Origin of the sequence: Pandoraea terrae, from assembly GCF_902459695.1 — a bacterium.
GTDB lineage: Bacteria > Pseudomonadota > Gammaproteobacteria > Burkholderiales > Burkholderiaceae > Pandoraea > Pandoraea terrae.
In genome coordinates this window covers 60678-74678 of the sequence record NZ_CABPRZ010000004.1, presented here as the reverse complement: position 1 = coordinate 74678, position 14001 = coordinate 60678, and the positions used below count along the sequence as shown (strand labels likewise).

Annotated in this window: 11 protein-coding genes; 10 read left to right on the top strand and 1 reads right to left on the bottom strand. The window is 63.7% G+C overall.

Going from position 1 to position 14001, the window contains the following annotated elements:
* Positions 1-62: 62 nt before the first annotated feature.
* The 8 genes from PTE30175_RS05935 to PTE30175_RS05900 all read left to right on the top strand — a co-directional run bounded on the left by PTE30175_RS05935 (position 63) and on the right by PTE30175_RS05900 (position 10612).
* Positions 63-1661 (top strand): secretin N-terminal domain-containing protein, encoded by a 1599-nt coding sequence (locus PTE30175_RS05935; protein WP_191628852.1) that lies wholly within the window; start codon positions 63-65, stop codon positions 1659-1661.
* A 1-nt stretch (position 1662) separates the two neighbouring features.
* On the top strand, positions 1663-3045 hold the full coding sequence (pilO2, locus tag PTE30175_RS05930) for a type 4b pilus protein PilO2 (protein WP_150696142.1): 1383 nt from the start codon (positions 1663-1665) through the stop codon (positions 3043-3045).
* Between the two features lie 19 nt (positions 3046-3064).
* A complete protein-coding gene (locus PTE30175_RS05925; RefSeq protein ID WP_150696141.1) occupies positions 3065-3451 on the top strand; it encodes a hypothetical protein in 387 nt (128 codons plus the stop codon).
* Positions 3448-5151: a GspE/PulE family protein gene (locus tag PTE30175_RS05920; protein WP_150696140.1), complete on the top strand. Its 1704-nt coding sequence runs from the start codon at positions 3448-3450 to the stop codon at positions 5149-5151. Before PTE30175_RS05925 ends, PTE30175_RS05920 begins: the two co-directional genes overlap by 4 nt.
* Before the next feature lie 47 nt (positions 5152-5198).
* A complete protein-coding gene (locus PTE30175_RS05915) occupies positions 5199-6281 on the top strand; it encodes a type II secretion system F family protein (protein WP_150696139.1) in 1083 nt (360 codons plus the stop codon).
* A 2-nt stretch (positions 6282-6283) separates the two neighbouring features.
* Entirely contained in the window at positions 6284-7237 is a 954-nt protein-coding gene (locus PTE30175_RS05910; protein WP_224788619.1) for a prepilin peptidase, read from the top strand.
* A gap of 219 nt (positions 7238-7456) precedes the next feature.
* Positions 7457-9109 carry an isovaleryl-CoA dehydrogenase gene (locus PTE30175_RS05905; RefSeq protein ID WP_150696138.1) on the top strand — a complete coding sequence of 551 codons (1653 nt, stop codon included), beginning with the start codon at positions 7457-7459 and terminating at the stop codon, positions 9107-9109.
* Between the two features lie 138 nt (positions 9110-9247).
* Complete coding sequence (locus PTE30175_RS05900; protein WP_420819612.1) at positions 9248-10612, top strand: coniferyl aldehyde dehydrogenase; 1365 nt, start codon at positions 9248-9250, stop codon at positions 10610-10612.
* A gap of 109 nt (positions 10613-10721) precedes the next feature.
* Here the strand turns inward: PTE30175_RS05900 and metK are convergent, their stop codons facing one another.
* Positions 10722-11900, bottom strand: coding sequence for a methionine adenosyltransferase (gene metK, locus PTE30175_RS05895; protein ID WP_150696136.1), 1179 nt, complete (start codon positions 11898-11900; stop codon positions 10722-10724).
* A 248-nt stretch (positions 11901-12148) separates the two neighbouring features.
* Between metK and PTE30175_RS05890 the strand changes: the two genes are divergently transcribed.
* Positions 12149-13042, top strand: coding sequence for a lipid A biosynthesis lauroyl acyltransferase (locus PTE30175_RS05890; protein WP_150696135.1), 894 nt, complete (start codon positions 12149-12151; stop codon positions 13040-13042).
* A gap of 49 nt (positions 13043-13091) precedes the next feature.
* Positions 13092-13943, top strand: a complete 852-nt coding sequence (dapF, locus tag PTE30175_RS05885; RefSeq protein WP_150696134.1) for a diaminopimelate epimerase — start codon at positions 13092-13094, stop codon at positions 13941-13943.
* Positions 13944-14001: the final 58 nt, after the last annotated feature.

The window sequence follows — 14001 nt, the reverse complement described above, 5'->3', positions numbered from 1 at the left end:
GTGCGCCGTTGATTCTGAGTGCGTGTGGGACGCCCGGCATATTGCAGGACACGGATACGCGTGTGCTGGCCGCGCGATCGGAGGCGCAGGCGTTGACGAAGAGCTATGGGGCCAAGGGGTTATCGGTGTTGGAACGTGAGGATGGCGCATGGCTGACACGCCGCTCCATGCCGATCGATTCGACCCGGTCTCTTCCAGCGTTCTTTGACACGCCTGCAACCTTTACTTCTGGAAAGGCGTTGCCGCTGCCACTGATTACACAGCAGATCGGCGCGGCGCACGGGGTTCCTATCCGCGTATCCCGGAACGTCGGCGCCGCGCCTGCCGGGAAAGACGGCCGCGATGCCCAGAGGGGAGGCGGCCGGGACGCAAGGCGTGCCGCACCGGCCGACGGGGAGGGCAACGGGCCGATGGTCACCGTGCAATACAAGGGAACGCTGCGCGGTTTGCTCGATACGTTGGCAAGCCGGTCCGGCACCCATTGGACTTATCGGAACGAGACCGTTGAATTCTCACGATTCGTCACGCGTACGTTCCAAGTCAAGACGATGCCGGGTGCGACGTCGTATGCGGCATCGGTAGGAAAGAGCAGCGATACGCAAGCAAAACGGTCGTCCGGCGGTGGCGGAGGCGGTGCGGGAGGCATAGAGCTGAATTTCGGTGCGGATGCCAAAGTCAGCATGGTCGCAGAGCTCAGCTATTGGGACGATCTGGTGCGCGCGGTTTCCGGCATGGTGTCGGAAGAAGGCAGGGTCAGCCCGTCAACGGTCACCAGTTCCATCACCGTCACCGATACGGCAGAGGTGGTCGAACGCATCGCGCGGTACGTTGAAGCCGAGAATGCGGTGCTTGGCCGTCAGGTCAGTCTTCGTGTGCAGGTATATTCGGTCAGTTTGTCCGAAAACTCCGCGGCAGGCATTGACTGGAATCTCGTGTACAAAGCGGCGAACGGCGTCGCCGTCGAACTGGTTGGCGCGCCGATGGGGGCGGCACTGGGCACGGGCGTCGGCAAACTCGGCGCCACGCACGCGTCCGGCAGATTCAATGGCTCGAAACTGTTCCTGCAGGCACTGAGCCAACAGGGGCGTGTGAGCACCGTGGTCGACACGAGCGTCGTGACGTTGAACAATCAGCCGGCGCCGATCGCCGTGACCGACAACGAGGGCTATATCTCCAAGGTGTCCATCACACAAGGCAACCTCAATTCGATGCCGATTGTGACGGCGGAGCAATCGATGCTGACGACGGGTTTTGTCATGAATCTGTTACCGACATTGCTCGACAACCGGAGCGTGATGCTGCAGGTGCAGGTCGACCTCTCGGAAAACCACGGCTTCAAGAGTCACGCCGCAGGCCTGTTGCGCGCCGGTGGCGAATTGGAGGAGCGATCGGAAAGAGGTAAGGACAGGACCTCCGGGAAGGAGGGCGACAAGGGGGGCGGCACGACATCCGTACAGTCTCCCAGAACTTCGTCTGTGCAAACCATGCAACGCGCATCGTTGAAGGCCGGCGAGACGCTGGTGCTGAGCGGATTCCGCCAGGCGAAGGGGAATACCTCGAAGGACGGACTGTTCATGTACGAGGGCGGCAGCAAATCGGCTTCGCAAGGCGAACGGGAGATTGTCATCCTGATTTCGCCCGTTCTGACGGAAGGGGTTTGAGATGGCCAAGCTCCTTCCTCACGGGCTGGTTGCCGGCCTGCGGTGGGAAACGCTCATCGGGCTGGAGAAGGAAAGCGTCGAAATTCGCGCGTTGGCAGCCCGGCGCGACGCCGATCAATTCGTGGTCGTGGGCGACGACGATGTCAACCGCACGGTGGGGCTGGCGAAATTGCCCGCTGAAGCACTGGCGCCTGCGTCCGGAAAGCCGCGCTCGCAACCGATGCCGTACGTTTCCCTCGCGGCCGCATTGTGCAGAATGTTGCCTTCGGAGAACGCGGTCTTCCTGTGCCCGGATCCGGAGGCGCGTGCCGAGTGCCTGTTCGTGACAATTCGTGATGGCCGGCCCGATCGCGATGAAGTCCTTTCGATAGCCGCCGCGCATGATGCCGCCAGACGTTTCATCGAGGCGAACGAGACGGGTTCTACAATCGTATGTGGCGTGGTAAGCCAGCCGATCGGGCCGGCTGCCGACGCTGCGGCGAATGCGGAAATCGGACGGGAAGCGCGTGAGGCGGGCAACGACATCTGGGACGCCGCCATGACGCGGGCGGAAGTCGTGACACTCGCGCAGATCGCCGAGTTCGTGCGCCGCGCAGGCATCGACGATTATCGATTGTCCCCGGTGAACCAAGCGCCGTCCCTGCGCCTGATCGGCATCGGCGTTGCGATCGTGGCGGTCGTCGCCGTGGTGATCGCCGGAGGTTGGTGGTGGTGGTCGGCCAGGGCGGAAGCCGAGCGCCTGCGTATCGCGCAATCACAACGTGTCGATCCGGTGCAAGCCTATCGCGACGCCGTGCGCAAAGCGCTCGCCCGCGAACCGTTCGACGCAGGGTCTGCCTTTGCGCAGGCCGTGCAGACGTATGTTCATGCGCTGCCTGCGAATGCGAGCGGATGGCGGCCCGAATCGATCGTCTGTAAGGCGGCCGCTTGCGATATCCAGTGGCGCCGGCTTGAAGGCGGAACGTTCGATAAGCTCCTCGCGCAACGTGAGCGTGCCGTGATCGTCGACATCAACTCGGCGACGGAAACGATGCCGTTGACGCTCGACGGTGCGCCGGAGGCCTCGCGCGTGTCTCCAGTGCCATTGAGCCAGTTTCTGCGCACCGCCGGCGCGCGTCTGCAGCAATTGGGCGATTACGGCCTGGACATCTCCATGACCATGGCCGCACCGATCGTGCCGGTGCCCCCAGCGCTCGCCAAACGGGCCGATATCGCGCCGCCAATCCTGAAGGGCACGTGGCAAATCAGCGGGCATCTGGCGTTTCTGGACTCGGTCAAGGGCTTGATGCAACGCTCGGCAAATTTGTCGTTGGCGCAGGTGGAGGTTCAACTCAATGACGAGAAGCCGGTGTTCTCGGCCCAAGGAGCATTTTATGTTCACTAACTTGCGAGCGGGCACTCGCTTGGTGCTGCTCGTCGCGCTGGCGGCATCACCGGCCGTTGCCGAAGAGAATATCGACGAGTTCGCTCGCCTGCATTTACGCAATGCCCAGGCGGCGGCGGAAAAGGCCGGCAACGAAACCGTAACCGCAGATCAATCCGACCAGCCCGTGTCGAAACGCCTGGAATTGGTGTACATCCAGGGCGTGGGAGACGCCACGCATGCTTACCTGATCGTCGACGGACAGTTCGGCAAGGCGGTTCGCCGCAACGAGTCCATCCGTCATTGGCGGGTCGACGCGATCGGAGACGACTATGTCGACGTGCGGCGCGGCAGCGAACGTCATCGGTTATTGCTGCATGCCATTGCACCACGGCAGGCGTCGTCTGAGCGGCAGGGTTCCCCGTGAACATTGCAAACCAGCTTCGGTACTGGATCAGGCGCGGCAGGCATCACGCCAACGTCGTGCCGGTCAATACGCTCAAACCGGAAGAAATGCAGCATTTCGGTTGGCGGCAGGATTTCGGCCTTGCGCTCACGGGCTATGAACTGAACTCGCTCGTGCTGGTGGCGGCGAAGTCGCGGCTGTACCTGATTTTGCTTGAGCATTCGGCTTATCGGCAACTGCAGAAGTCGGACTTGCTGGAGCGTTTCGATCTGGCGGTGCGCGCAACCCACCGGCTCGAGCGCGAGGGCATCTATGTCGGCACGACCGAAGAGATCCTGCTGGTGCAGTCCCGATTGCAGCAGCAGGCCGGTGACAGTGAGCGTTCCGCCGAACGGATTACGGGCGCGTATCGAAACTTCGATCTCGTCGTGGAAAAGGCCATTGAAGCGGGGGCTTCCGACATCCATTACGAATTTCGCAACGAGAAGCACGTGAGTGTGCGGTTTCGCGTGCACGGAAAATTGCGTGCGACAGACGCCCGGGACCGGTTGTCACGCGACTATCACGCGATGCTCGATGCCGTTTCCGCAGCCTACAATTCCCGCGCGGACCCCAGTAGCCGAAGCCACAACCATTTTGACGAATCGCAACATCAGAGCTGTTCGATTCCGCTGTCCGTACGCAATCGACAGTACCAACTGCGCTTTCAAAGCATCAAGGAAAATCGCGGCGTCGACATCATTTTGCGACTGCTGCTCAACGAAGCGGTGGAGGGCGACATCCTTACGCTCGCGCAGCTTGGCTATTCTCCCGACCAGGTCGAAGTGCTCGAAGACGCCGTGCACCGGTCGCCGGGGCTGACCATCATTGCCGGCGAAACGGGTTCGGGCAAGTCGACCACGCTGCGGACCTTGATGACCTACGAGCGCGACTCGGGGAAGAAGTTTTTTTCGATTGAGGACCCGGTCGAATACATTCAGCCGCATATGACGCAAATCCCCATCCAGCGCCGCGCGGAAGATGCGGGCGAGGGCGAGACCGCCTTCGGCGCTGCATCCAAGGTGGTGCTGCGCGGGGACCCCGACAAAGTCATGCCGGGTGAAATTCGAGACGTCGAAACCGGCTCGTTCGCCAAGTCAATGACGGAAACCGGGCATCAGGTGTTGTCGACGGTTCATGCTTCGAGTGCATTCGGCATTGTGCCCCGGCTGGTCAGCGATGAGATCGGCATGCCGCTCGCCGCGGTGGCGGCACCCAATTTCCTGACGGCGATGGTTTATCAGAAGCTGGTGCCGGTCGTGTGCCCTTCGTGCTGCAAGCCCGCCGCGGATGTTCTCGACGGCGACTATCTCAGCGTACTGTGCCGAATGGGGCTCGACGTATCGGCCATTCGGGCGGACGGCGGTGGCTGTCCCGCATGCAAGCATCGCGGAACGGCGGGACAAACCGTGGTCGCGGAGGTCTGCGAAGTCACCGAACCGATGCTGCCCTTGATTCGCGAGGCGCGCTTCTGGGAAGCCGAACAGATGTGGCGCGCACAACACAGCGGCAGCCTGACTGATGGCGTGATGCACGGCAAGACCGCCATGGAGCACGCGATCTACAAAATGTCCCTGGGCCTCATCGATCCGCGAGACGTCGAGTCGGCCTTCTACAAGCTCAAGAAGTATCAGGCGCCGAAGTCCACGGCGCCGCGTCTTCGGCGCGCGGCCGCGCTGTGACGTCGGGTTCACAACGGATTCCATTGCTGACCTTCGTTCGGAATGACATGCTTAATCGCTGGTTATCCAAATTTGCGCCACGCCGCGCCGCCTACCCCGGACTGCCGAAAGCCATACGCAGGTTTCATGCGATCCGCGCAAAGTTCTACGGGGACTTTGCGGACTCGATCGAGGATGGCGCCAATCCTTATGATTTGTTTTCCCGCAGATACATTCGCGCGCGCCAGCGAAAGGATCCGCTCGCGCCGTTGTATGCACTCTGGCGTGATCGGGCCAGCTCGCTGAATCTGCGCAAATCCTGGGAGGGGACGATCCCGCACGACGATCTGCTCGTCGTCGGCGCAGGTGAGCGCGGCGACCTGCCAGGCACGTTGCGGTTCCTGTCACACGTTGTGACCATGAGAAATCGGAATCGCGCGGCGATCACGGGCGCCATTGCGTTGCCGGCCTTTCTCATGATTGTCCTGATGGGCATCCAGATGGGCGTGGCGTTCGGCATGATGCCGATCATGACGCAGGTCATGCCACCGGAACAGTTTCCCCTGCTCGGCCGGGGGCTGTACGTGGTGTCCGGTGTCATCGCCCATTACTGGTACGCGATATACGGGCTGCCCATCCTGACGGCGATGGCCATCGCCATCGCCTTGCCCCGGTGGACCGGCCCCACACGGCGACGGTTCGACGCGATTGGCCCGTTCTCGATTTATCGTGATGTTCGCGCGGGCGAGTTTCTGGTGTCGCTGGCCGCGTTGACCGAGGCGAAGGTCTCGACGTTCGATGCCATCACGATGATGATGACCGGCACGCGACCGTGGATGCGGAGTCACCTCATGCGCATGCGGGCGTCGCTCAAGAGCGATCGGAGCATGACGAAGGCCATGGACACGGGGTTGTTCTCCGAAGCGTTGTTTGACCGGATTGCCGAATATTCGGAGCGCAGCAACTTCGAGAAGGGCATACGAAAGATCGGCCTGACGGCGCTGGAAGAAGTGGCCGATATCATCCGGCAGCGTTCGGCGGTGATGAAGAATGTCCTGATCATGCTGGTCGGCGGCTTCATGGTGTTTACGGTCGGCAGCATGCTCCAGATCGGGCAACAGGCGGGCGAACACGCCGCGTCGATGATGTAATCGTGCAGACGCGATCGATATCCTTGCGCCGGTCCGTCACTGTCGTTGGCGGGCTGATGCTGGTGCTTGCCGTGTGGCTGGGCTGGCTGGCTGTCGATGCCGCCGAGCGGACGAGGGTCGTTGCCGCTTGCGCGATCATCGGCTTGTGCACCGGAAGCTTCCTCAACGTTGTCGTATATCGATTACCTCGCATGCTGGAGGCCGCCTGGGCACGCGAAGCCGCAGAGATCAGCGGCGCGCCGGCCGTTCCCGCGGAACGCTTCAATCTTGCCTGGCCGCCGTCGCGCTGCCCGTCGTGCGAGACGCGTATCGCGGCGTGGCAAAACGTTCCGGTGTTGAGCTATGTCTGGTTGCGCGGCCGGTGCGGCGCGTGCGACCTTCCGATCGGCACGCGCTATCCGCTTGTGGAGACGCTCACCAGCCTCGTGTTCGGCGTGATCGGCTGGCATTTCGGCGCCTTCGGGCACTGGCCGGCGCTCGTCGCCTACGCTGCGTTCTGCGCCATGCTGCTGGCGCTCGCGCTGATCGACGCCGATACCTGCCTGCTGCCGGATGCCCTGACGTTGCCGCTGGTCTGGCTCGGGCTGCTGGCAAGCGTCGCCGGTATTACGGTAACGCCGGACGATTCAGTCATCGGTGCGGCGGGCGGCTATCTCGGGCTCTGGCTCGTGGCGAGCGCGTATCGCGCGGCGCTGGGCCGCGACGGCCTTGGCGCCGGAGACTGCAAGCTCGTTGCTGCATTGGGCGCGTGGCTTGGCTGGCCGATGTTGCCGGTGGTACTCGTGTTGGGCTCGCTGCTTTCATGCGTTGTCGGCGGCCTCACGCTCGCGCGCCGCGGGGAAAGCATGCGAACCCCTTTACCGTTTGGACCGTCGCTCGTCGCGGCCGGCTTCGTCGCGCTTGCCTGGGGTGACCGTATCGTCGGCACGTTCGTCGACATGGCTGCCGGATTCTGACGCCAGCTACGCCGCCGCCACGCCTTCCGGCGGTGGACCGTTGAAATCATCCGTCACGGGAAAGCCAGCCGTGCGGCCAGCGCGCATCGTCTGAGGCAATCCTCTAATTCATGATCATGAAGCGAACCCGGCTTTGGCGCTATCATGAAAGACTGGCATCCGCATCCCGAGCGCCGAAACGTTCGCCATTCTGCGCGGCGCCACTTCCGGAGACACGCCATGCGCCATGATTGGCACACCCATGACGTCACGAACCAGGTCCTGCCGCTGACCGGCTATAACCTGTATGCATCGGATACCGTACTGCAGGCTGCCGTCGCCGCCACGGGCGCGCAATGGCATGCGCAGACGCTGCACCGCCAAGGCGCACGGCTGGGCGAGGCAGATGTCCAGCAATGGGCGCGCGACGCCAACCGTCATCCCCCGGAACTCGACAGCTTCGATCCGCGCGGACAACGTATCGACCACGTCGGATTTCATCCGGCATGGCACGAGCTGATGCGCCTGTTGCGCGGCGCGCAACTCCATTCGCTGCCTTGGGCGCATCCGCAGCCCGGGGCCATGGCTGCGCGCACGGCGTCGTATTTTCTGCATGGACAGAACGAAGCCGGAAGCCTGTGCCCGATCACCATGACGTTCGCCAGCATCCCGGTGTTGTCGCAGGTGCCGGATCTGTTCGCGACGCTTAAGGACAAGCTCTTTGAGACGTCCCACGATCCGCGAGACCTGCCGTTGTCACAGAAGCACGCCATGCTGATCGGCATGGGTATGACAGAAAAGCAGGGCGGCTCCGATGTGCGCAGCAATACCACGACAGCGACCCCTGCCGGAGGCGGCGCGTATTCGATCGTGGGGCATAAGTGGTTCTTCTCCGCGCCGCAATGCGACGCGCATCTTGTGCTCGCACGCACGGCCGGCATGGAAGGGCTGTCGTGCTTCTTCGTGCCGCGCTTCGCCCCGGACGGCAGCAAGAACGCCGTGCAGATCCAACGCCTCAAGGACAAGCTGGGGAATCGTTCCAACGCGAGCAGCGAAGTCGAGTTCCCGGGTGCGTACGGCACGCTCGTGGGCAAAGAGGGCCGGGGCATTCCGACGATCATCGAGATGGCCACCTACACGCGGCTCGATTGCGTGATCGGCAGCGCGGCGATCACGCGCGCGGCACTTGTGCAGGCGATCCATCATGCGCGTCACCGTCATGCGTTCGGGCGGCAACTGGCCGAGCAGCCGCTGATGCAACGCGTGCTTGCCGACCTGGCGCTCGAATCGGAGGCAGCGACCTGGCTCGCGATGCGGCTTGCACAGGCGTTCGATGACAACGACTCGCCGCATGAGCGCGCCTGGCGGCGGGTCGTATTGCCCGCAGCGAAATTCTGGGTTTGCAAACGCGCGCTCGAGTTGTGCGGCGAATGCATGGAAGTATGGGGCGGCAACGGCTATGTGGACGACGGACCACTCGCGCGGCTTTACCGGGAAGCGCCCGTCAATTCGATCTGGGAAGGTTCGGGCAACGTGATGTGCCTCGATGTGCTGCGCGCGATGGAGCGCGAGCCGGACGTCGCGCAGGCGTGGTTCACTTGGCTGGGCGAGCGAGTGTCGGGTCACGCGCCGTTGCGTGCTGCGCTCGCCGACCTCCATGGTTGGCTCGCGTGCGACGCCGATACGCGCACTGGCATGGCACGCGCGATTGCACAGCAGACGGTGTTGCTCGCGCAGGCCTCGCTGCTGCTCGAACATGCCCCCCCGGATCTCGCGCACGCGTTCATCGAGAGCCGCTTCGGGGCCTCGAACGGGCGCGTGTACGGTGTGCTGCCTGCAGGCGTCACGGCAGCGGCGCAGCGCGCCTGGCTCGATCGGGCGTTTGCCGCTTGAGCGGCGCCCGCGACGGCGGGCGCCGCCGGCTCGCAATGCGAACATTTCAATCATCCAGGGGAGACGGCCATGGGACACAGCGAAATTGATCTGGGCGAGGAGGCCGCGCGCGTGGCGCTCGCGCCGCGTTTCGAGCGAATGCGCAGCGCACACGCCGCAGCGCCGATGCCGGATTGGTCCACGCGCAAGCATCACCTGCATATGCTCGCGCGCATGCTGCGGCGGCATCGCAAAGCGCTGGCTGCTGCGATCGATGCCGACTTCGGTGGCCGCTCCGAGCAGGAGACCGAACTGCTCGAGCTGTTCCCGACCTTGGGCAATCTCAAGCATGCCATGTCTCACGGACGCCGCTGGATGCGCGGCTCGCAAGGCTGGGCCAGCTTCTGGATGCTGCCGGCACGTCGGGCCATCGTGCCTCAACCGCTCGGTGTCGTCGGCATCATTGCGCCGTGGAATTATCCGCTGTTCCTGGCGGCGGGGCCGCTGACCGACGCCCTGGCCGCCGGTAATCGGGTGATGATCAAGGTGTCCGAATACACGCCGCGCTTCGCCGCGCTGTTTGCGCAGGTCGTGGCGGAGTTTTTCCCGCCGGAATGGGTCACGGTCGTGACCGGCGACGCGCAGACCGGCCAGGCGTTTTCGTCACTGCCGTTCGACCATCTCCTGTTCACCGGCGCCACCTCGGTCGGTCATCACGTGATGCGTGCCGCCAGCGAACATCTGACGCCGGTGACGCTCGAATTGGGCGGGAAATCCCCGGCTATTGTCGGGCCGCATGCGCGCTTCGACCACGCTGTGGAACGCATTCTGGCCGGCAAGCTCGTCAATGCCGGGCAGACCTGCGTCGCGCCCGATTACGTGCTGCTGCCGCGCGAGCGGCTCGCGGCGTTCATCGAAACGGCCAGGCAGGTCTGCGCGCGGCTATATCCTGACGCGCGGGATAATCCGCAGTACACGAGCATTGCCTCAGATCGCCATTTCGAGCGGCTGGCGGGCCTGGTGTCCCAGGCTGAAGCCCAGGGGGCGGTGGCGCATCCGATGTTCGATGGCAGTCCCGACGCCGAGCGCAGGCGCATGCCGCCGGTGCTGTTCACCGAGGTCGACGACAGTATGCGGCTGATGCGCGAAGAGATTTTCGGGCCGCTTCTGCCGCTTGTGCCATACGACGATCTGGATGCCGCCCTCGCATTCGTCAACGATCGTCCGCGTCCGTTGGCCCTCTACCTGTTCGAGACGGAAGCCGCCATTGTGGACCGGGTGATTGCCGTGACGATTTCGGGCGGCGTGACCGTGAACGATACGCTGCTGCATGTGGCGGAACACGGGTTGCCGTTTGGCGGCGTGGGCGCCTCGGGCATGGGCGGCTATCACGGAGAATTCGGCTTCCGCACGTTTTCGAAGATGAAGCCGGTGTTCCGGCAGGCGCGCTTCAATGGCGTGGGCTTGCTCAATCCGCCCTACGGCAAGCGCTTCTCGATGATGATCAGGCAACTTTTGCGTTAGTCCACTGAGGATTCCGTGGGCTGACATCATGAAAAAACCCCGCGAGGCTGGCGCCTTCGCGGGGTTTCTTCACGGGGCGCCGTCGCGAGACGGCGCGGCCGGCGGACGCTTACGCCACGGCGCGAAGGCCGGCGTCGGCCAGCAGCGCGGCGGCGCGGTCGGTCGCTTCCCACGTGAATTCCGGCTCTTCGCGGCCGAAGTGGCCGTAGGCGGCGGACTTTTCGTAGATCGGGCGCAGCAGGTCGAGCATCTGGATGATGCCCTTCGGACGCAGGTCGAAATGCTGCTCGACGAGTTCCGTGATGCGTGCGTCGCTGACCTTGCCGGTGCCGAACGTATTGACCATGACCGACGTCGGGCGTGCCACGCCGATGGCGTAGGAGACCTGGATCAGGCACTTCGACGCGAGGCCGGCGGCCACGATGTTCTTCGCGACATAACGGCCCGCGTACGCGGCGGAACGGTCGACCTTCGACGGATCCTTGCCCGAAAATGCACCGCCGCCGTGCGGGGCGGCGCCGCCGTACGTGTCGACGATGATCTTGCGGCCGGTCAGGCCGGCGTCACCCTGCGGGCCGCCGATGACGAAGCGGCCGGTCGGGTTGACCAGGAACTTGATGTCGCCCTTGATCAGTTCGGCCGGCAGGACCGGCTTGATGACTTCCTCGATGACCGCTTCGCGCAGCACGCTCAGTTCGATATCGGGATGATGCTGCGTCGACAGCACGACCGTGTCGATGCTGTGCGGCCTGTCATTGACGTAGCGGATGGTGACTTGCGACTTGGCATCCGGGCGCAGCCACGACAGGCGGCCATCGCGGCGGACTTGCGACTGACGCTCCACGAGACGGTGCGCGAGGTGAATCGGCAGCGGCATGAGTTCGGGCGTTTCGTCGCACGCGAAGCCGAACATCAGGCCCTGGTCGCCGGCGCCCTGGTCGAGATTGTCGTCATGGGCGCGGTCGACGCCCTGCGCGATGTCCGGCGACTGGCGGTCGTAGGCGACCAGTACGGCGCAACCCTTGTAGTCGATGCCGTAGTCGGTGTTGTCGTAGCCGATACGGCGGATCGTTTCGCGGGCAACCTGCTGGTAGTCCACCGTGGCGGTCGTGGTGATTTCTCCGGCGAGCACCACCAGACCGGTGTTGCAAAGCGTTTCGGCAGCCACGCGCGCGTACTTGTCCTGGGTCAGGATCGCGTCGAGCACGGCGTCGGAAATTTGATCCGCAACCTTATCGGGATGGCCTTCGGAAACGGATTCGGAGGTAAAGAGATAATCGTTCGCCACTTCTGGCTCCTCTGCATGTGATGGATTGACTCACGTGGCCGTCATCGGAGGGGAAGCGGCGACGCTTTAGCGGAAAATATGTCGGGCGTTCGGCTGGCAAGCCTGACGGCTGCCGCGTGAACCCTCGAATCGCCCCGCAAGTTGTCAGTTAACTCGGCGATGTCGCTTATTATACGCGCCTATGGAAATTGTGCAGGCGGCCGCCGCAAACTATCGCCTTTATGCGACAGCCGCCCGCGAAAACGTCTATGGCAACCAACAAGAAAACCGTCGGCTACTACCTTGGCGTGGGCCTGCTGCGCGGATTGAACCTGCTGCCTTACCGTTGGGTTGCGCGCTTCGGCGCGGGCCTCGGCCGCCTCCTTTACGCGATCCCGAGTTCACGGCGGCGCGTCGTGCACACCAACTTGCGGTTGTGCTTTCCGCATTGGGACGACGCCACGCGCGAGCGTGTCGCGCGCGCGTCATTTGTCCATGCGATCCGCAGCTACGCGGAGCGCAGCGTGCAATGGTTCGCGAGCGGCAAGCGGCTCGAGCAGCTGGTCGAACTGGACTCGGCCATCGATCTGCACGACCCGGATATGCCTCCCACGATTCTTTTGGGATTTCATTTCGTCGGCATCGAGGCGGGATCGATCTTCCTGAACTATTCGCTCGGGCGACCCTGCGCGTCGTTGTACACGCCGATGTCGAACCTGGCGTTCGACCAGTTGGCGAAGATTCAGCGCGGCCGCTTCGACGCCGAAATGATTTCGCGCGGGGATAGCGCCCGCGAGGTGCTGCGCGTGCTGCGCAAGCGCAAACCGGTCATGCTCGCCGCCGACATGGACTATGGCGTCCGGAATTCCGCGTTCGTGCCATTTTTCGGCGTGCCGACGTGTACGTTGACGGCCATTTCACGCCTCGCCCAGGTCGGCCGGGCACAGGTCGTGCCGTTTGTGACGGAAGTCCTGCCCGACTATCGCGGCTATCGCCTCAAGGTGTTTCCGGCCTGGGAGAACTATCCGACGGACGATCCTGTCGCCGATGCGCGCACGATGATGGCGTTCCTGGAGCAGGAAATCCTGAAGATGCCCGAACAGTATTACTGGGTGCACAAGCGCTTCAAGACCCGGCCGGCCGGGGAGCCCGGCGTGTATTGAACGCAGTTGAACGCAGCGGGCGGTCCGGCTTCTCCACTACAATAGCGCCATGAAGCTCAAATTCACCAAAATGCACGGTGCCGGCAACGACTTCGTCGTGATCGACGGCATCCATCAGACGATCGACTTTTCGCCGGAGCAGTGGCGTGCGCTCGCCGACCGCCATTTCGGCGTCGGTGCGGACCAGTTGCTGCTGGTGGAGCGCTCGGATCTCGATGGCGTCGACTTCCGTTACCGGATATTCAACGCCGATGGCGGCGAGGTCGAGCATTGCGGGAACGGCGCGCGCTGCTTCGTCAAGTTCGTGCGCGATCGGGGGCTCACCGAAAAGCGTTCGGTACGGGTGGAAGTGCAGGAGGGCGTCATCACGCTCACCATGCGCGAAGACGGCCAGGTCAGCGTCGATATGGGCGCGCCGGTCCTGAACCCGGCAGACGTCCCGTTCGATGCCAACGGGCTGGCCGGCCGGCAAGACGGCGCCGATACGCTTTGGCCGCTCGACGTGGCGGGCAAGACCGAATGGATCTCCGTGGTGTCGATGGGCAATCCGCACGCGGTACAAGTCGTGGAGAACGTCGACACGGCGCCGGTCGAGACCGACGGGCCGCTGATCGAGTGCCATGTACGATTTCCCAACCGCGTGAACGCCGGGTTCCTGCAGGTGGTCGAACGCCATCACGCGCGGTTGCGGGTTTTCGAGCGCGGCGCCGGCGAGACGCTGGCGTGCGGCACGGGCGCTTGCGCGGCCGCCGTGGCCGGCATCCGGCGCGGCTTGCTGAGTTCGCCGGTCGCGATCGACACGCATGGCGGCACCCTGACCATCGAGTGGGACGGCGCGAACGGTCCGGTCATCATGACGGGCCCGGCCGCTACTGTCTTCGAGGGCGAAATTGAGCTTTGAACCGTGCGAGCTTTGACCCGAGCGCACTTTGACCCGAGCGCACGCCAAGGGCGCGCGA

What these genes read in the sequence shown, in the direction of transcription:
- pilO2 (WP_150696142.1), top strand. Translation starts at nt 1,663, where the DNA reads ATGGCCAAGCTCCTTCCTCACGGGCTGGTTGCCGGCCTGCGGTGGGAA.
- PTE30175_RS05915 (WP_150696139.1), top strand. Translation starts at nt 5,199, where the DNA reads ATGCTTAATCGCTGGTTATCCAAATTTGCGCCACGCCGCGCCGCCTAC.
- PTE30175_RS05905 (WP_150696138.1), top strand. Translation starts at nt 7,457, where the DNA reads ATGCGCCATGATTGGCACACCCATGACGTCACGAACCAGGTCCTGCCG.
- PTE30175_RS05900 (WP_420819612.1), top strand. Translation starts at nt 9,248, where the DNA reads ATGCGCAGCGCACACGCCGCAGCGCCGATGCCGGATTGGTCCACGCGC.
- PTE30175_RS05890 (WP_150696135.1), top strand. Translation starts at nt 12,149, where the DNA reads ATGGCAACCAACAAGAAAACCGTCGGCTACTACCTTGGCGTGGGCCTG.
- dapF (WP_150696134.1), top strand. Translation starts at nt 13,092, where the DNA reads ATGAAGCTCAAATTCACCAAAATGCACGGTGCCGGCAACGACTTCGTC.